We start from the raw sequence: 16,685 nt of genomic DNA on the forward strand, positions 1-16,685 counted from the left end.
CAGCAAGGAAGACCACACTATTGTACCGATGGCCATGGCCAGGGCCGCTGGCCATCGGCACGAGGTTGGGAACGGCCACGATCAGGCCCAAGGCTCAGGCGGTCTCCCGCTGACCGAGCTTCAGGATCAGCTGCAGTCGGTCGCGCACGCCGAGCTTGCGGAAGATGGCACCGAGGTGCGCCTTGACGGTGCGCTCGGTGATATCGAGCCGCCGCGCGACCTCCTTGTTGCTCTGCCCCTCGGCCACGGCCAGCGCCACGAGCCGCTCGCGCTCGGTCAGCTCGGTGAGCACCTCGTCGTGCTGCCGCGATTCACCCCCGAGGGCACGATAGGCACTGCCCATGACCCGGGCCAGCAGCTCCGGAGGCACCCAGATACCTCGATGGCGCGTGACCAGCGCCATCTGGCGCAGCAGCTCGGGGGGCGACAGGGCGTGAGCATAGCCGCGGGCGCCTGCGTCGAGGGCCCGCAGGGCCTCCAGCGAGTCGGGGTTATCACTCAGCACCTGAACGATGGCCCCCCGGCCACTCAGCAGGGTCACCAGGGCCGGCCAGGCCTCGAGATGACTCATCACCCAGACGCTGTCGCCCTCGCCTGCCTGAGCGCGGGCCTGCTGGCGACTGACCAGGCGAATCTCGCCGAAGGCCGCGCGCCAGCGAGGACTCTCGTCACGGCCATCACAGACGAAGAGTTCTGTCATCATCGTTCTCCCATGGAGTTTTCCCAAGCCCGCAGCACGGGCTTGAGCAAAAACTGCATCACGGTGCGCTTGCCGGTCAGGATATCCACCTGGGCCGTCATGCCCGGGATCACCTCCATCTCGCGGTGCTGCTGGGCATCCTGTCGAGTACGCACTCGCACCAGGTAGAAGGTGTTGCCCTCATCATCGGTGATGGTGTCGGCGCTGATGTGGTCGAGTTCGGCCTCGAGGCCGCCGTAGATAGCGAAGTCGTAGGCGGTCAGCTTGATGGTGGCCGGCTGGCCGGGCCGCAGGAAGGCGATGTCCTGGGGCGCGATGCGCGCCTCCACCAGCAGGGCATCGTCGGTAGGCACGATGTCGACCACCTCCTGGCCGGGCTGGGCCACCCCGCCCCGGGTCGTGATCCCCAGCCGCTGCACCACTCCGTCGACCGGCGAGCGGATCTCCGACAGGCGCACCCTGTCCTCGAGCCCGGCACTCGACTCGTCGAGGGCGGCCAGCTCGCCGAGGGTCCGGGAGAGCTCGGTCCGCCACTCGGTGCGCGCATTGAGCTCCACTTCACGCAGCTGGGCCTGGGCCTCGTCGATCGCCGATTGTAGGCGTTCGACCTGGGCGGTAGCCTGGTTGCGTTCGCCGCTGGCCCGGGACACCTCGCGACGCAGGCGCAGCACCTCGACCTCGGAGACGGCCCCGGACTGCAGCAGGGGCCGCGTGAGATTGAGCTCCTGGCTGGCCATGCCCAGCTCCCGGGCCGCCGTGTCGCGGCGCGACTGGGCCTCGTCGAGCTCGGCGCGGCGCTGGGCGAGCCGCTCCTCGAGGATGCTCTGCTCCTCGGCCAGCTTCGCGAGGGCATTCTCGTAGAGTTCGCGCTCCTGGTCGACGATGTTCGGCGCCTTGTTGACCAGCGCCTCGGCCGGCATGAACGACGAGCCGGTAGCCAGCGCCCGCAGCCGCTCCGCGCGCGCCTGCAGCGACTGGGCCGTGGCGCGGTTCTCGCGGAAGCTGGAGAGAAAGCGCGTGGGATCGATGCGCATCAGCAGCTCGCCCGCCTCGACACGCTCGCCCTCGCGCACCAGGATCTCCTGCACCACCCCGCCGTCGAAGGACTGCACCCGCTGCAGCTGGCTGGAGGGGATCACCCTGCCCGTGCCGCGAGTCACCTCATCGATGGGCGCCAGCCAGGCCCAGGCCAGCAGCGCCGCCACGGCCAGCACCACCACGTAGAGGAAGGCCCGGGCCCGGATGGGATCCTGCTGGAGTCGCGCCCAGTCGGCGTCGCTCGCCCAGTCGCGGTTCAGGTGGGCGGCGCTGACGCGGCGAGCGAAGAGCCGGTCGATGAAGGGACGAAACGGCCGCCCGCCCGTCTCCGAGAAGCGGCCGATGGCCTCGAAGCCCTGCTGTTCGGCGCTCTTGCGCGAATCCCCCATCAGCTGGCCCTCCCGATCTGGCCCTTGCGCAGGGCCTCCACCACCTTGTCCCTCGGCCCGTCGGCGACCACCTTGCCGGCATCGATGACCACGATGCGGTCGACCAGCGACAGCAGCGAGGTGCGATGGGTGACGATCACCAGGGTCTTGCCCTGGCCGTAGGCCTTGAGGTTGGCCTTGAAGGCCTCCTCGCTGGCGTGGTCCATGGCGCTGGTCGGCTCGTCGAGCAGCAGGATGCGTGGGTCGTGGACCAGCGCCCGGGCGATGGCCACCGCCTGACGCTGGCCGCCGGAGAGCATCTGGCCGCGCTCACCCACCGGCAGGTCGACGCCTTGGGGATGGGCGTTGACCAGGCCATCGAGGCCGCTCAGCTTGATGGCACGCAGCAGCGCCTCGTCATCCACGCCGTCGCTGCCGCCCCCGGCGACGATGTTGTCGCGCAGCGAGCCGAAGAACAGGCTGACATCCTGGGGCACGTAGCCGATATGGCGACGCAGCTGCAGCGGATCGAACTGGCGGATGTCCACGCCGTCGACGGTCACCGCCCCCGCCGTGGGCTGGTAGAGCCCCAGCAGCAGCTTGTTGAGCGAGGTCTTGCCGCAGCCCACCCGCCCCAGCAGCGCCACCCGCTCGCCCGGCTCGACGGTCAGCGAGACGTCGCGCAGGGCGTCGCGCTCCGCCTCGGGATAGCGCAGCGAGACCTTGTCGAAGCGGATCTCGCCGCGCACCACCGGGCGGTCGATGAAGGCCTTGCCGTCGGGTCGCTCCACCGGGCGCTCCATCACCGCATCCAGCGACTGCAGCGCCGTGGAGGCCTGGTGGTACTGCGCGAGCAGCGCCGCGGCCTGGCTGATCGGCGCCATGGCCCGCGACGACAGCAGGTAGGCCGCGATCAGTCCGCCCTGGGTCAGGTTGCCCTCGATGATCTGGTAGACCCCGATCAGGATCACGCACACCGCCACGCTGTGCTGGGCCCAGAGCGCTACGCTCGAGACCGAGGAGCTGACCAGGCGCAGCTGGGCGGAGGTCCGCGACAGGAAGGCCGAGGCCTTCTCCCAGCTGCCCTGGAGGCGGCTCTCGGCGCGCAGCGACTTGACGGTCTCCAGGCTCGAGAGCGATTCGACCAGGGTGGCGTTGCGCTGGGCTCCCACTCGCCAGGTGGTCTCGGAGAGCTCGTGGAGCTTGCCCTGGGCGGCCAGGGCGTAGAGCAGCACGAAGACGATGCCGACCAGCAGCGGGATCACCAGCGGCGGGCCGATCAGCGCGATGATGCCCACGAACAGCAGCACGAAGGGCAGGTCGACCAGCGCCACCACCGTGGCGGAGCCGATGAAGGCCCGCACCGACTCGAAGGACTGCAGGGTGGCCGCGAAGGAGCCGGTGGAGGCGGGACGCGCCTCCATGCGCAGGCCCAGCACCCGCGCCATGATCGACGACGACAGCTTGACGTCGGCGCGACTCGCTGCCAGGTCGACGAAGGCGTTGCGCATCAGGCGCAGGGCCAGGTCGAAGCAGAGCACGAGGAAGATACCCGCCGCCAGCACCCAGAGCGTCTCGGTGGCGTGATTCGGCACCACACGGTCGTAGACGTTGAGCACGAACAGCGGCATCGCCACAGCGAAGAGGTTGATCACCACCGACCCCGCGATGACATCGCGGTAGAGCCGACGATTCTCGCGGATGACGCCCCAGAACCAGTGGCGCGCACGCTGCCGGTTGACCTCGGGCCCACGGTCGTCGAAGCGAAAGCGCGGACGCACGTAGATCGCCTGGCCGCTGTAGCTCGACTGCAGGCCGTCCAGGCTAACCTCGGTCTCGGCGTCACCGAGCTCGGGAAAGATCACCCGGGCCCGGCGCGCCTTGAGGTCCAGCGCCAGCAGCACGCAGGCACGTCCCGGCTCGAGCAGCAGCACGGCGGGAAACAGGGCGGGATTGAGCTGCACCAGACGGCTCTCGGTGATCCGCGCGGTGAGCCCGGCGCGGGCCGCGGCACGCGCGAAGACGCCGGGCGTCAGCCTCCCCTGCTCGAGGGGCAGGCCGGCGATCAGCGAATCGGCGGTGGCCGCCCGATCATGCACCTGGGCGATGGTCTGCAGGCATTCGAGCAGCTCGTCATGCACCGCCGACCGAGCGGGCCCCATGCCCGGATCCAGCGCTTCCTTCTGCGTCACAGCCACCTCATTACATCAAAGCGCCCCACCGCGACCACGGTGGGGCGAAGCATGTCGGCAGGCCAAACCTGCCCGTTTCGTGTCCGCTCAGCCGCGCACCGCGTAGCTATCGGCGAAGCCCATGGTCTCGAGCCTTCCACGCAGCGGCGCCAGCGCGGCGCGGTCGGCGATCGGCCCCAGCTGGACACGGTGCAGACTCCCGGTGGATTCCAGCCTGACGGGCAGATCGAACTCACCTTCCAGCCGAGCGCCGAGCCCACTGGCTCGCGCCTCACTCGAGAGGGCAGCCACCTGCAGGAAGGTGCCTTCAAGTGGTTCCGATAATACCGGCTCGGCGCGTCCGCTCAAATCCAGATTTTCACCGACGCGCTCCAGGGTAACCTCGACGCGACGATTCTGACGACGCCCCTCTACCGTGGCGTTGCTGGCCACCGGCTGGCGGGAGCCGAAGCCGCGGGTCTCGACCAGCCCCCGGTCGACCCCCTGGGTCACCAGGTATCGGGCCACGCTGTCGGCGCGCGCCTGGGAGAGCGGGTCGTTGATGGCGTCGCTGCCGGTAATGTCGGCATGGCCGGCGATGAAGACCCGGGCAAGGTTGTTCATGCCGCGGATCTCGGCCGCCAGCGCATCGAGCTCAGATCGGGCATCGCCGCTCAACTCCGAGCTGTTGATCTCGAACAGGGCATCGGCGGAGAGGGTCACGTCCGGCGCCCGGGGCGGCGCCTCGATGCCGCCAGTGAAGTCGGCCAGGGTGAAACCGCGGGGGCCCTGGGCGGGACAGATCACGTCGGGATGGATCTCGACGCCGTCGCTGTCAAGCGACGCCAGCGTCGGCATGTCGTCGCGACGCACTTCGAGCGCCTGCATCAGCTGGCCCATGGCGGCCAGGGTGCGGGCGTCGGCGAGCGCCACGTCATAGCGGGCGTTGGCGTAGGCGCGGCTCGCCTCGAAGTACTCGTTCTCGCTGTCCAGCACGTCGAGCAGGGTGCGCTGGCCGATATCGAACTGCTGCTGATAGGCCCCGCGGACCCGGTCGATGGACTGGCGGTGCTCATTCAGATACTGCAGCTGCTCGCGCAGTCGCTGGGTATCGTTGTAGGCGATCTGGGTGGTCTGGCGCACGTCGACGCAGGCCTTCTCGCGCAGGTTCACGGCCTGCTCGACCCGCTCGCTGGCTGCCCGAAAGGACGAGAGGTCGCTGCCGCCGCGATAGAGGTTCATGCTGGCCACCAGCTCGATGCTGTGGCGGTCCCGATGCTCACCGTCGGCGATGGTGTCGTAGCTGCCGTCGTTGTTCTCGTAGGTCCCGGTGCGCCCGCGCAGGTCGAGGCGCGGCTGGAAGGCCGAGCGGGTCCCGCGCTGCTCGGCGCGGCTGGCCTCGATGTTCTCGATGGCGGCGTGGAACTCGGGGTTGCCCTGGAAGGCCAGATCGAGCGCCTGGCCGACATCCGCCGGTAGTCGATCATCCATCGCCGGCACCGGCGCCAGGCTCTCGGCCGGCAGGTCGCCGACGATGCGCTGGAAGCGCGCCGTCACATCGTGCAGATTGGAGGCCTCGATCAGCAGGTTCGACTCGGCCAGCGCCAGGCGGCCGCTGATCTGCTCCAGGTCGACGCGGCGCCCCGCCCCGGACATCGCCCGCTCCTCGATCTGGGTGTAGACCCGCAGATGCTCGCGGTAGTTGTCCTGGGCCAGGCGCACCAGTTCGCGATGGCGCTGCACGTCCAGGTAGGCGCGGGTCGCCTCCAGCGCCACCTCCTCACTCGCTCCCAGCAGCTCGTAGTAGCGCACCAGTTCGGCGAGATCGAGGCGCTCGACCTCGCTGGCCGTAGCCAGGCCGTCCCAGAGCATCTGGGTGATGGTCAGTTCGGCATAGCTGGTGTCATAACTCCCCCGGGCGTCGAGCTGGCGATCCTCCAGGCCGGCGCCCGCCGCCAGATCGACGCTGGGCAGATAGTTGCCCCGTGCGACACCGATATCGTTGCCGGCGGCCTGGAAGCCGTTGAAGGCCGCCATCACCTCGGGGTTGGTCGCGAGCGCCTGCTGGACGACCTGGCGCAGGTCGCTGCTGCCCGGCGAGGCCAGACCCTGGGGCAGCGACTGCGCGACCGCCGCGGTGATCGGCGCCAACGTCAGAGAGGCCCCCATGACGATCGAGCCGAGCAGGCGACGAGCGTGGATGAACGACAGGGGGGCAGCGGCGAGTTTCATGATCATTCCCTTTGAAGAGTGGCGACACACCCGCAGAGCGGACCGGTCGTCCTGGCGATGGAGAGATGGCGGTCCCGTTATCGCGGCATACCACAACCGCTCAGCGGGTCGACTGAAGCCTCTCGTCAGTCGTGTACCACACCCCTCAGGCCATCATGCCCACCGACTGTTACGTCACGCAACGGCAAGTCAGGAGATGAGGGGGCGGACGCGACGTCAAACGCTTCATGCCTTGGCATCATATTTTCCAATGTAATCAATAGTAACGGAGCCGCAAAAATTGTTCACCTTTCGACTGAGTGACAAGGCGTCATCCCGCCTCTTAGCGGCGCAATGTGGTCGGCAGCGCAGGTACCTGCGCGGCACGCTCGCCGACAAACGTGGTATCGTCTGCCCGACCCGAAACGGCGTGGTTACATCAAGGAGAACGACATGGCCTCATCGGAAATCCAGAAGACCCGGGTGATCAACGAACTGCGGGGCTTCATCAAGAAACTGCTGCAGGATCCGAAGATCCTCGAACAGTCCCTCGAGATCACCCGCCAGCAGCTTACCGAAGCGAGCGAGGGCGACGTGATGGCCCGCATCGCCAACGAGATCTCCGACACCACCAGCGTGCACATCCCCGAGGATCCCAGCGAGCACTCCGAGGCCGACCGGCTCTTCCTCGAGCTGCTCAAGGAGGTCGTGCGGGAAGAACAGGCGCTCTACTGAGCCCCGGTTGAAGCGCCACGACCGCGACCGCCCTGCCGGGCGCGGTCGTGGCTGCGTCATGCAGCGCGAAGGCGCCGTGCGGGGCGCGCGCCGGATTGGTAGAATGCCGGCCACATCGTCACTGCTGCTCCCTTCGAATGACCTATCTGCTCAAGCTCCACCCCGAAATCACCATCAAGTCACGCTCCGTCCGTCAACACATGACCCGCTGCCTGGCCAGCAACGTGCGCAACACGCTGCGCCAGCGGGAACCCGACGTGCGTGTGAAGGCGAGCTGGGATGCCCTGCGCGTCGGTCTCCCGGAGACCCTGCCCCCCGAGCGGGAGCGCGAGCTGGAAGAGAGCCTGACGCGCATCCCCGGCATCCATGAGGTGCTGGCGACCCAGGAGGTCGCCTGCGGCTCGCTCGAGGAGGCCGCCGCGTGGATCGTGCCCCACTGGGCACCGGCGATCGCCGGGCGCCGGTTTCGCGTTCGCGCCAAGCGCCGCGGCGAGCACGCCTTCTCCTCCATGGACCTGGAGCGCCACCTCGGCGCCGCCCTGCTGGCGGCCGAGCCCTCGGCAACCGTCGACCTCAAGCACCCCGAGGTGGTGGTCTCGGTGGAACTGAGCGGCCGGCGCCTGCAGCTGATCCGCTCGCGCCGCCCCGGCCTCGGCGGCTATCCCCTCGGCGTGCAGGGCGAGGCCCTGGCGCTGGTCTCGGGAGGCTTCGACTCGCCCGTGGCCGCCTGGCGCATGCTGCGCCGCGGTATCAAGACGCACTACCTCTTCTTCAACCTCGGCGGGCCGGCCCACGAGGCGGGCGTCAGGGAGGTGACCCACCACCTCTGGCAGCGCTACAGCGCCTCGCACAACGTCGACTTCACCTCGGTCCCCTTCGAGGGCGTGGTCGCCGAGATCCTGCGCAGCATCCCCGACGGCCTCATGGGGGTGATCCTCAAGCGAATGATGGTGCGCGTGGCGAGCCGCATCGCGGAGCGGGCAAACATCCCGGTGCTGGTCACCGGCGATGCCATTGCCCAGGTGTCGAGCCAGACCCTCGCCAACCTGGCGCAGATCGATGCGGCCAGCGAGCGGCCGATCCTGCGACCGCTGGTCACCGAGGACAAGCAGGAGATCATCGATACCGCTCGGCGCATCGACACCGCCCGCTTCGCCGAACAGATGCCGGAGTACTGCGGGGTCATCTCGAAGCGCCCCCATACCCGCGCGCCCGCCGACCAGGTCCTGGCCGCCGAGGCCGCCTTCGACTTCTCGGTGCTGGAGGCCGCCGTCGAGGCCGCCACCGTGACCCGGGCCAACCGCCTGGGGGAGAAGGCCCGGGCGCCCGGCGAAGTGACCGTCGTCGACGGACCCGACGACCTCGTCGAGCGGCCGGCGGTCAGCGTGATCGACATCCGCCGCCCCGACGAGTGCGAGGAGGCGCCGCTGTCGCTGCCCGACGTGCCCTGCCTGGAGATCCCCTTCTACGAGCTCCAGGAGCAGGCCCAGCACCTCCCCGCCGACCGCGAGTACCTGCTCTACTGCGACCAGGGCGTGATGAGCCGCATGCAGGCGCTGCATCTCGCCGACCGGGGGCTCGATCACTTCGGGGTCTATCGCCAGGCGGCGTCGGGCTGAGCCTTCATGGGCCGGCGCTTGAGGGCCGGCCCACGACGGCTACCGATCGCGATCGTCGGCCGGCAAGCCTCGCCGGGCGACTAGCGGGGATGGCGAAGGTGGTCGACGAACGCGCGCCAGCGTGCCGGCAGAGGGATCCAGCCGGCATCGACCATCCTCGGCAGCGCCACCAACAGGCAGACGACGCCCCCTCCCACCGCCATCGCCCACCCGCTGTCGATGGCGATGCCCTGGCCGGCCAGTACGTAGAGCAGCGTCATCGGGGCCATGCCGAGCGCCGTGGCCACCAGGAAGCGCCCCGTGGAGAGCGCTGTGAGGCCTGCCGCATAGCTGATCAGCGCGAAGGAGACGACGGGAACCAGCCGCGCCGCCAGCACCATGCCGAAGAGGATGCGCTGCGGGCACTCGGGGAACAGGGCGAGATGCCCGTGGAGGAGCCGCTCGACGACCGGCCGGCCCACCAGCCGGGCGATCCAGAAGCTCAGGACGGCGCCCGCCAGCGCCCCGCTCATGCTGACCGCAAAGGCCAGCGGAGGGGAGTAGATCATGCCCGCCGCCACGCTGACCACCATGGTCGGTATGGGGCCGACAACCACAGTGAGCGCCATCACCCCCGCCAGCATCGGCGGGCCCCAGGGGCCCAGCGAGAGGGCGAGGCGCTCCAGGCGCACGGGATCGACCCAGCCCGCCTGGTGGATCCAGAGCCCCAGAGCCACCAGCCCCGCCAGCAGCAGCAGTGCCAGCAGCGCCTGCCTCCCATGCCGCGGCTCGATTCGCATATCGCCTTTCCTTGCCCGTGGGGCGGATGCGGCGCAACAGGCGACCCGGTGCGCCGGCACCGCGCGATGGCACGGGCCTTCTCTCTCAGTCTAGCCAGCTCTCCCCGCCAGCCCGGACGCGTCGCGCCGGCCGCCGGTCAAGGAGTGACACCATCCCGATGTCCCCTCGAGCTGGCGCGGCACGCAAAAGGGCCCGATGCACGCATGCACCGGGCCCGAACCAGCATGGGGCACTGGAGTGAGCGAGCTCAGTTGCAGGGCACCACGGTGCGCTGAGTACTGAGGGCCCAGAGCGTCTGGCCATCCGGCGTCTCGCCCTGCTCACTCCAGGTCTCGGTGACCTTGACGCAGTAGGAGCCGAGGCTCTCGGTGGTCACCTGGGGATCGGCGGGACGCTCGTTGCCGATGCGCATGATGTCGGGATTCTCGCTGGTATAGTTCGGGGCAATGGCCCCGCCGGCACAGCCGGTGAGCAGCGCGACGACGCCCATGAGGGGCAGGATACGGCGAAATGCCATAGGAGCTACCTCCGTGAAGAACATTGGGATCCAGCGAAGGTGACGCCAGGCTGATGAGTCCGTCGGCAGGCCACGCCATCCACTGGGGCCCTGCCGTCGGAGAGCGGACTCTACCCGAGTCATCGGACCGTGCCAAATGTCGTCCACCGGCGACGACGCGCCCGAAGTCCCGTTGCCAGCGCGCGACGCGGCGGACATCGGCGCCCCCGATCACCGACCGCCGGGCGGGTGCAGCGCAGGAGGAAGATGCTACAATCCCACCCCTGATTTCACGGACATTTCGCATGGCGGCCTCGACTTCGCCCAGGGCGTCGAGTCGGCCGCCATGCTCCACGCTTACGGGAACCTCTGAGCCATCATGTCGAATACCGCTCCGCGCAAGATCCTGGTCACCAGCGCCCTGCCCTACGCCAACGGCGACATCCACCTGGGCCACCTGCTGGAGTACATCCAGACCGACATCTGGGTACGCTTCCAGAAGAGTCGCGGCCACGAGTGCCACTACGTCTGCGCCGACGACGCTCACGGCACCGCGATCATGCTGCGCGCCGAGCAGGAGGGCATCACCTCGGAGGCGCTGATCGAGCGCGTCTCACGCGACCACCAGGCCGACTTCTCGCGCTTCGGGGTGGCCTTCGACAACTACCACTCGACCCACTCGGCGGAGAACCGCCACTTCAGCGAGCTGATCTATACCCGGCTGCGCGACAAGGGGCACATCGCCACCCGCGACATCGAGCAGATGTACGACCCGGCGAAGGGCCTGTTCCTGGCCGACCGTTTCATCAAGGGCACCTGCCCGACGTGCAAGACCGAGGACCAGTACGGCGACAACTGCGAGGCGTGCGGGGCCACCTACACGCCGGCCGAGCTGATCGACCCGGTCTCGGCCATCTCCGGCGCCACCCCCGAGGTGCGCACCTCCACCCACTATTTCTTCAAGCTGCCGGACTTCGCCGACTTCCTGAAGGCCTGGATCGACGACGATCACGTCCAGCCGCAGATCCGCAACAAGCTGATGGAGTGGTTCGAGTCGGGTTTCAACGAGTGGGACATCTCCCGCGACGCCCCCTACTTCGGCTTCGAGATTCCCGATGCACCAGGCAAGTACTTCTATGTCTGGCTCGACGCGCCGATCGGCTACCTGGCGAGCTTCCAGAACCTCTGCGAACGCGAGGGCCTCGACTTCGACGCCTACTGGCGCCGGGACTCCGACGCGGAGGTCTACCACTTCATCGGCAAGGACATCGTCTACTTCCACGCCCTGTTCTGGCCGGCCATGCTGCACGGCGCCGACTTCCGCACCCCCACGGCCGTCAACTGCCACGGCTTCGTGACGGTCAACGGCGCCAAGATGTCCAAGTCCCGGGGCACCTTCATCAAGGCGGCCACCTACGCGGACCACCTGAACCCCGAGTACCTGCGCTACTACTTCGCCGCCAAGCTCACCTCGCGGGTCGACGACCTGGACCTCAACCTCGAGGACTTCGCCGCCCGGGTCAACAGCGACCTGGTCGGCAAGGTGGTCAACATCGCCAGCCGCTGCGCCGGCTTCGTCAAGAAGCTCGGCGGCGGGCGGCTCGCCGCCCACTGCAGCGAGCCCGACATGGTCGCGCGCTTCATCGCCGCCGGTGACGAGATCGCCGCCGAGTTCGAGGCCCGCGAGTTCGGCCGCGCCATGCGCCGCATCATGGAGCTGGCCGACGAGGCCAACACCTACATCGCCGAGGCCGAGCCCTGGGTGCTGGCCAAGCAGGAGGGCCGCGAGCAGGAGGTGCTCGACATCTGCTCGGTGGGCATCAACCTGTTCCGCCAGCTGATGGTCTACCTGGCCCCGGTGGTGCCGGCCATGGCCGACCAGGCCCGCGACTTCCTGAAGCTCGAGAGCCTCGACTGGCACAGCCGTCACGCCCTGCTGGTGGATCACGAGATCGCCAAGTTCAAGCCGCTGATGACCCGCGTCGAGCGGGAGAAGATCGATGCCATGATGGCCGCATCGAAGGAGGATCTGGTGGAAGAGCAGAAGCTGAAGGAGACCGCCAAGGGCCCGCTGGCCGAGACGCCCATCGCCGACGAGATCGCCTTCGACGACTTCGCCAAGGTCGACCTTCGCATCGCCCGCATCGCCAAGGCCGAGTACGTCGAGAAGGCCGACAAGCTGCTCAAGCTGACCCTGGACCTGGGCGGCGAGAGCCGCACCGTCTTCGCCGGCATCCGCGCCGCCTACGCCCCCGAGGCCCTGGAGGGTCGCCTGACCGTGATGGTGGCCAACCTGGCGCCGCGCAAGATGCGCTTCGGCGTCTCCGAGGGCATGGTGCTCGCCGCCGGCAACGACGACGGCATCACCCTGCTCAGCCCCGACGCCGGGGCCGAGCCGGGCCAGCGAATCAGCTGACCGGCCGTGATGACGCCAACCGCTGATGCCTCCCGCGCCGAGCGGATCGAGGCGGTCGATGCCCTGCTGCCCCAGACCCAGTGCGGCAAGTGCGGCCAGCCGGGCTGTCGCCCCTACGCTGAGGCGATCGTCGACGGCGAGGCGATCAACCGCTGCCCGCCCGGCGGGCAGGCGACGGTGGACCGGCTGGCCGAGCTGACCGGCCGCCCGCCGCTGCCGCTCGCCGAGCCGGCCCAGTCGCCGCTGATGGCCTGGATCCGCGAGGACGAATGCATCGGCTGCACCAAGTGCATTCAGGCCTGCCCGGTGGACGCCATCCTCGGTGCCGCGAAGCGCATGCACACGGTCATCGCCGACGAGTGCACCGGCTGCGAGCTCTGCGTGGCGCCCTGCCCCGTGGACTGCATCGACCTGCTGCCCCACCCCGCCTGGGAGGCCGCCGAGAGCGACGCCGAGCGCGAGGCCTACCTGGCGCGCCGTGCCGAACGGGGCCGGCGGCGCCATCAGGCCCGCGAGCGGCGCCTGGCACGGGAGGCGCGCGAGAAGCGCCTGGAGCGCCAGAAGCGGCTGATCCAGCAGCGCCGGCGCGGGGACCGCACGCCCGCTGTGCCCGCGGCCGGCCCCTCGCCCCAGCGGCAGCGGCAGATGGCCGTCAAGGCGGCGGAGCAGGCGCTGCGCCGCGCCCGCCAGCAGCTAGCCCACGCCGAGCGCCAGGGCAACGCCGCCGCCCGAGAGGCGGCGCACCAGCAGCTCGACGCCGCCCAGCGTCTGCTCGACGACGCCCGCCGGGCGCTGGCGCCACCGGCCCCGGAAGCGTGACACCGGATACTTTCCCGTATCATCGCGAGGGGGCCTGGCCGGAGACCGGCGCCCCTCGCTCCTGCCAGGGACTGCCATGAACGCCCAGAAACGCTTCGAGATCTTCGCGCGGCTGCGCGACCACAACCCCGAGCCGACCACCGAGCTCCACTGGTCCACGCCCTTCGAGCTGCTCGCCGCGGTGCTGCTCTCTGCCCAGGCCACCGACGTGGGCGTCAACAAGGCCACGGCCCGGCTCTTCCCGGTGGCCAACACCCCCCAGGCGATCCTCGATCTGGGGCTCGACGGCCTGAAGGAACACATCAAGACCATCGGCCTCTACAACACCAAGGCCGAGAACCTGATGAAGACCTGTCGGATCCTGGTCGATCGGCACTCTGGCGAGGTGCCGCACACCCGCCAGGCCCTGGAGGCGCTGCCGGGCGTGGGGCGCAAGACGGCCAACGTGGTGCTCAATACCGCCTTCGGCGAACCCACCATCGCCGTGGACACCCATATCTTCCGGGTCTCCAACCGCACCGGGATCGCCAAGGGCAAGAACGTGGACGAGGTCGAGCAGAAGCTGCTGCGCCACGTGCCCCGGGAGTTCCGCCAGGATGCGCACCACTGGCTGATCCTCCACGGGCGCTACACCTGCCTGGCCCGCAAGCCACGCTGCGGTAGCTGCGTCATCGAGGACCTCTGTGAGTTCAAGGAGAAGGTCGATCTCTAGGGGCCACCGGCGAGGCCCTCACCGCGACACCACCACAACAACAAGAAGCCCTCACAATGGCGATACTCGAGATCCTGCTGTTCCCTCCACTGATCAACGTGCTGTTGACCCTGCTGGGTCTCGCCCTCTGGTCGCACTGGCGGCTGCTCGGCGGCGCGCTGGTGGTGCTGGGCCTGGGCGGGCTGCTGGTGCTGGCCACCCCGGTCGCCAGCCACGCCCTGCGCCAGGGCCTCGAACCGCCGCCCCTGGTCGGCACCGGCGCGCTGCGCGAGGCCCAGGCCATCGTCATCCTCGGCGGCGGTCGCGACTTCGATGCTCCGGAGTTCGGCTGGGGCGACGCGCCGGCCAATGCCAGCTGGCGGCGGCTGGCCTACGGCGCCCACCTGCACCGCCAGAGCGGGCTGCCGATCCTGGTCAGCGGGGGCCGGCGACATGACGAGCACAGCGCCGAGGCGAGCCTGATGGCCGCCGCGCTGCGCGAGGTGTTCGAGGTGCCGGTACGCTGGATGGAGGGGGGCAGCCGCGATACCGCCCAGAATGCCCGCCTCAGCGCCGAGATGCTCGGCGCCAGCGGCATCGAGCGCGTCGCGCTGGTCTCCCAGGCGTGGCACCTGCCCCGCGCCCAGGCCGCCTTCGAGCGCGCGGGCCTGACGGTGACGCCGGCCCCGACCGAGTTCGCGAGCCCCCCGCCCGCGGGCCTCGCCGGCTGGATGCCCCGGGTCTACCACCTCCACCAGAGCACCCGTGCCCTGCACGAGTGGCTGGGGCGCGCGGAGCTCGCCCTGCGGGAGGGCCTGCTGCGTCGCGGCGAGTGAGCGACACCCCCGAAAGAGACGACAACCGTCGCGGCGGGTGTCGTCGAGCGCCTTCGCCCGTCAGGGCGATGCGCTGTGAGCCTACTCGGCCAGCGCCAGGGGGAGATCCTCGCGCCGGGTCCACTCGGCCATCGAGCCGTCGTAGAGGCGGACCCGGTCGAACCCCGCCACTTCGCTGAGCACGAACCAGTCGATGGCCGCCCAGTGACCGGTGTTGCAGAAGGCCACGGTGGGCGCCCCGCGATCCAGCTCGGCATCGTTGATGCGCGCGCCGAGCACCTCGTCGTCGAGGTACCAGGCCTGCTGGCGCTGGGTGAGCAGGCGATGGAACGGCAGGTTGCGGGCGCCGGGAATGGTCCCGGGCGCCGTGGCCGCGGGCGACTGGGTCTCGCCACGGAAGTAGTCCGCCGGGCGGGCGTCCACCAGCTGCGCCTGGCTCTCCCGGGCGGCCTGCACCTCCTCGGTGGTGGCGATCAGCGTGGGATCGAGCCGGCCCTGGAAGTCGGCAGCGTCGGGCGGCGGCGTCGCGCCGCTGGCGATCTCGTGCTGCTGGGCCTGCCAGCCGGCGAAGCCGCCGTCGAGGATCGCCACCTCATCGTGGCCGAGCACCTTGAAGGTCCAGTAGATCCGGGCGGCGCTCCCGAAATCGGTGGCGCCGGTCCCCGCGGGCACGATCACCACGGTGTCGTCGTTGTCGATGCCGAGCCCGCCGATCAGCGCCTCGAGGCTCTCGACCGACGGCAGCAGGCCAGCCACCTCGTTGCGGGTCTCGCGCCAGCCGGCCTCGGTGTAGCTGCTATAGACGCTGCCGGGGATGTGCGCCGCCTCGAAGCCGGCACGGTCGCCGCCGTCGTCGATGCTCGAGCGCACGTCAAGCACCACGAGGTCCTCGTGGCCCAGCCGCTCGGCGAGCCAGTCGGCCTCGACCAGCGGCGACACCTCGGCGGCGACGGCGCGGGACGCCGCCAGGGCCAGGCCCAGCCCCATGAACACGGACTTGATCATATTCCCGACCTCTTTACTCGGCGATGGATGCGATCATTATCCGGGCGTTCCTCGGCGCCGCAATGTCAACGAATAGAATGAATGATCAGAAGTTCCTAGGATACTCTCATAACGGCGCTCACGGCAGGGTGAACTCCCCTACCGCCTCGACCGTGCGCCGATAGGCGGGGCGCTCGCGACAGGCCGCCAGGAAGGCGCGCAGCCGCGGGTAATCGGCCAGACCGCCGCCGGCTTCCAGCGCCAGCAGCGGGAAGCTCATCTGGATGTCCGCCGCGCTGAAGGCCTCCCCGGCGAACCAGGGCCCGCGCGCGAGCTCGGCCTCCCAGTAGTCGCTCAGGCGGCGGATCTCCGGGGCGAGGAACTGCTGCTCCACGCCGCGGGCGAAGAGCCGGCCGATGGGCCGGGCGAGCGCCGGCACCGGCGGCCTGCCGAGGCTCGAGAAGACCAGGCGCATCACCAGCGGCGGCATCGCCGAGCCCTCCGCGTGGTGGAGCCAGAAGCGGTAGCGCTCGCGCGCCTCACTGCCCGCCGGCGGCACCAGGGCGGGGTCGGCCTCGAAGCGCTCGACCAGGTACTCCAGGATCGCCCCCGACTCCGCCACCACGCGCCCCTCCCGCGCCTCGTCGGTGATCACCGGGGACTTGCCCAGTGGATGCACCTCGCGCAGCGAGGCGGGCGCCAGCAGGGTGCGCGCGTCGCGCTCATAGGTGACGATCTCGTAGTCGGCCCCGAGCTCCTCGAGCAGCCACACGACCCGCTGCGAGCGGGAGTTCTCCAGATGATGCACCTTGATCATGCTT

At 69.5% G+C, this 16,685-nt stretch carries 14 protein-coding genes; 6 read left to right on the top strand and 8 right to left on the bottom strand.

What is annotated here, in order from left to right; translation table 11 throughout:
* Positions 1 to 94: 94 nt before the first annotated feature.
* The 4 genes from FIU83_RS09695 to FIU83_RS09710 all read right to left on the bottom strand — a co-directional run bounded on the left by FIU83_RS09695 (position 95) and on the right by FIU83_RS09710 (position 6,509).
* Positions 95 to 700 (bottom strand): response regulator transcription factor, encoded by a 606-nt coding sequence (locus tag FIU83_RS09695; protein ID WP_253939427.1) that lies wholly within the window; start codon positions 698 to 700, stop codon positions 95 to 97.
* Complete coding sequence (locus tag FIU83_RS09700) at positions 700 to 2,127, bottom strand: HlyD family type I secretion periplasmic adaptor subunit (protein WP_152483871.1); 1,428 nt, start codon at positions 2,125 to 2,127, stop codon at positions 700 to 702. Before FIU83_RS09700 ends, FIU83_RS09695 begins: the two co-directional genes overlap by 1 nt.
* The gene (locus FIU83_RS09705; protein ID WP_152485319.1) at positions 2,127 to 4,268 is read right to left on the bottom strand and encodes a type I secretion system permease/ATPase; all 2,142 of its coding nucleotides are present in this window, start codon (positions 4,266 to 4,268) and stop codon (positions 2,127 to 2,129) included. Before FIU83_RS09705 ends, FIU83_RS09700 begins: the two co-directional genes overlap by 1 nt.
* 117 nt (positions 4,269 to 4,385) lie before the next feature.
* Positions 4,386 to 6,509, bottom strand: a complete 2,124-nt coding sequence (locus FIU83_RS09710) for a TolC family outer membrane protein (RefSeq protein WP_152483872.1) — start codon at positions 6,507 to 6,509, stop codon at positions 4,386 to 4,388.
* Positions 6,510 to 6,941: 432 nt separating this feature from the next.
* On the opposite strand from FIU83_RS09710, the gene FIU83_RS09715 reads away from it, so the two are divergent.
* On the top strand, positions 6,942 to 7,223 hold the full coding sequence (locus FIU83_RS09715; RefSeq protein ID WP_152483873.1) for a hypothetical protein: 282 nt from the start codon (positions 6,942 to 6,944) through the stop codon (positions 7,221 to 7,223).
* A 137-nt stretch (positions 7,224 to 7,360) separates the two neighbouring features.
* Positions 7,361 to 8,842, top strand: a complete 1,482-nt coding sequence (gene thiI / locus FIU83_RS09720) for a tRNA uracil 4-sulfurtransferase ThiI (RefSeq protein WP_152483874.1) — start codon at positions 7,361 to 7,363, stop codon at positions 8,840 to 8,842.
* 80 nt (positions 8,843 to 8,922) lie between these two features.
* Here the strand turns inward: thiI and FIU83_RS09725 are convergent, their stop codons facing one another.
* Entirely contained in the window at positions 8,923 to 9,621 is a 699-nt protein-coding gene (locus FIU83_RS09725) for a TVP38/TMEM64 family protein (protein WP_152483875.1), read from the bottom strand.
* Between the two features lie 248 nt (positions 9,622 to 9,869).
* A complete protein-coding gene (locus FIU83_RS09730; RefSeq protein WP_152483876.1) occupies positions 9,870 to 10,139 on the bottom strand; it encodes a hypothetical protein in 270 nt (89 codons plus the stop codon).
* Between the two features lie 358 nt (positions 10,140 to 10,497).
* On the opposite strand from FIU83_RS09730, the gene metG reads away from it, so the two are divergent.
* From metG to FIU83_RS09750, 4 genes are all read left to right on the top strand, one after another.
* Complete coding sequence (metG, locus tag FIU83_RS09735; RefSeq protein WP_152483877.1) at positions 10,498 to 12,534, top strand: methionine--tRNA ligase; 2,037 nt, start codon at positions 10,498 to 10,500, stop codon at positions 12,532 to 12,534.
* Between the two features lie 9 nt (positions 12,535 to 12,543).
* A complete protein-coding gene (gene rsxB / locus FIU83_RS17770; RefSeq protein ID WP_152483878.1) occupies positions 12,544 to 13,353 on the top strand; it encodes an electron transport complex subunit RsxB in 810 nt (269 codons plus the stop codon).
* Between the two features lie 76 nt (positions 13,354 to 13,429).
* Positions 13,430 to 14,065: an endonuclease III gene (gene nth, locus FIU83_RS09745; protein WP_152483879.1), complete on the top strand. Its 636-nt coding sequence runs from the start codon at positions 13,430 to 13,432 to the stop codon at positions 14,063 to 14,065.
* Positions 14,066 to 14,121: 56 nt separating this feature from the next.
* Positions 14,122 to 14,880: a YdcF family protein gene (locus FIU83_RS09750; protein WP_152483880.1), complete on the top strand. Its 759-nt coding sequence runs from the start codon at positions 14,122 to 14,124 to the stop codon at positions 14,878 to 14,880.
* 81 nt (positions 14,881 to 14,961) lie between these two features.
* Here the strand turns inward: FIU83_RS09750 and FIU83_RS09755 are convergent, their stop codons facing one another.
* Both FIU83_RS09755 and FIU83_RS09760 read right to left on the bottom strand, forming a co-directional pair.
* Positions 14,962 to 15,885 carry a sulfurtransferase gene (locus FIU83_RS09755; protein WP_152483881.1) on the bottom strand — a complete coding sequence of 308 codons (924 nt, stop codon included), beginning with the start codon at positions 15,883 to 15,885 and terminating at the stop codon, positions 14,962 to 14,964.
* Between the two features lie 118 nt (positions 15,886 to 16,003).
* A complete protein-coding gene (locus FIU83_RS09760) occupies positions 16,004 to 16,681 on the bottom strand; it encodes a glutathione S-transferase family protein (protein ID WP_152483882.1) in 678 nt (225 codons plus the stop codon).
* Between the last annotated feature and the right edge of the window lie 4 nt (positions 16,682 to 16,685).

The sequence above is a fragment of the Halomonas sp. THAF5a genome (assembly GCF_009363755.1).
Classification (GTDB): domain Bacteria; phylum Pseudomonadota; class Gammaproteobacteria; order Pseudomonadales; family Halomonadaceae; genus Halomonas.

Excerpts from the sequence above, each read along its gene's own strand:
- FIU83_RS09755 (WP_152483881.1), bottom strand. The coding sequence starts at position 15,885 with ATGATCAAGTCCGTGTTCATGGGGCTGGGCCTGGCCCTGGCGGCGTCC.
- FIU83_RS09730 (WP_152483876.1), bottom strand. The coding sequence starts at position 10,139 with ATGGCATTTCGCCGTATCCTGCCCCTCATGGGCGTCGTCGCGCTGCTC.
- metG (WP_152483877.1), top strand. The coding sequence starts at position 10,498 with ATGTCGAATACCGCTCCGCGCAAGATCCTGGTCACCAGCGCCCTGCCC.
- FIU83_RS09725 (WP_152483875.1), bottom strand. The coding sequence starts at position 9,621 with ATGCGAATCGAGCCGCGGCATGGGAGGCAGGCGCTGCTGGCACTGCTG.
- FIU83_RS09750 (WP_152483880.1), top strand. The coding sequence starts at position 14,122 with ATGGCGATACTCGAGATCCTGCTGTTCCCTCCACTGATCAACGTGCTG.
- FIU83_RS09705 (WP_152485319.1), bottom strand. The coding sequence starts at position 4,268 with ATGGGGCCCGCTCGGTCGGCGGTGCATGACGAGCTGCTCGAATGCCTG.
- thiI (WP_152483874.1), top strand. The coding sequence starts at position 7,361 with ATGACCTATCTGCTCAAGCTCCACCCCGAAATCACCATCAAGTCACGC.
- FIU83_RS09715 (WP_152483873.1), top strand. The coding sequence starts at position 6,942 with ATGGCCTCATCGGAAATCCAGAAGACCCGGGTGATCAACGAACTGCGG.
- FIU83_RS09700 (WP_152483871.1), bottom strand. The coding sequence starts at position 2,127 with ATGGGGGATTCGCGCAAGAGCGCCGAACAGCAGGGCTTCGAGGCCATC.
- FIU83_RS09695 (WP_253939427.1), bottom strand. The coding sequence starts at position 700 with ATGACAGAACTCTTCGTCTGTGATGGCCGTGACGAGAGTCCTCGCTGG.
- FIU83_RS09710 (WP_152483872.1), bottom strand. The coding sequence starts at position 6,509 with ATGAAACTCGCCGCTGCCCCCCTGTCGTTCATCCACGCTCGTCGCCTG.
- nth (WP_152483879.1), top strand. The coding sequence starts at position 13,430 with ATGAACGCCCAGAAACGCTTCGAGATCTTCGCGCGGCTGCGCGACCAC.
- FIU83_RS09760 (WP_152483882.1), bottom strand. The coding sequence starts at position 16,681 with ATGATCAAGGTGCATCATCTGGAGAACTCCCGCTCGCAGCGGGTCGTG.
- rsxB (WP_152483878.1), top strand. The coding sequence starts at position 12,544 with ATGACGCCAACCGCTGATGCCTCCCGCGCCGAGCGGATCGAGGCGGTC.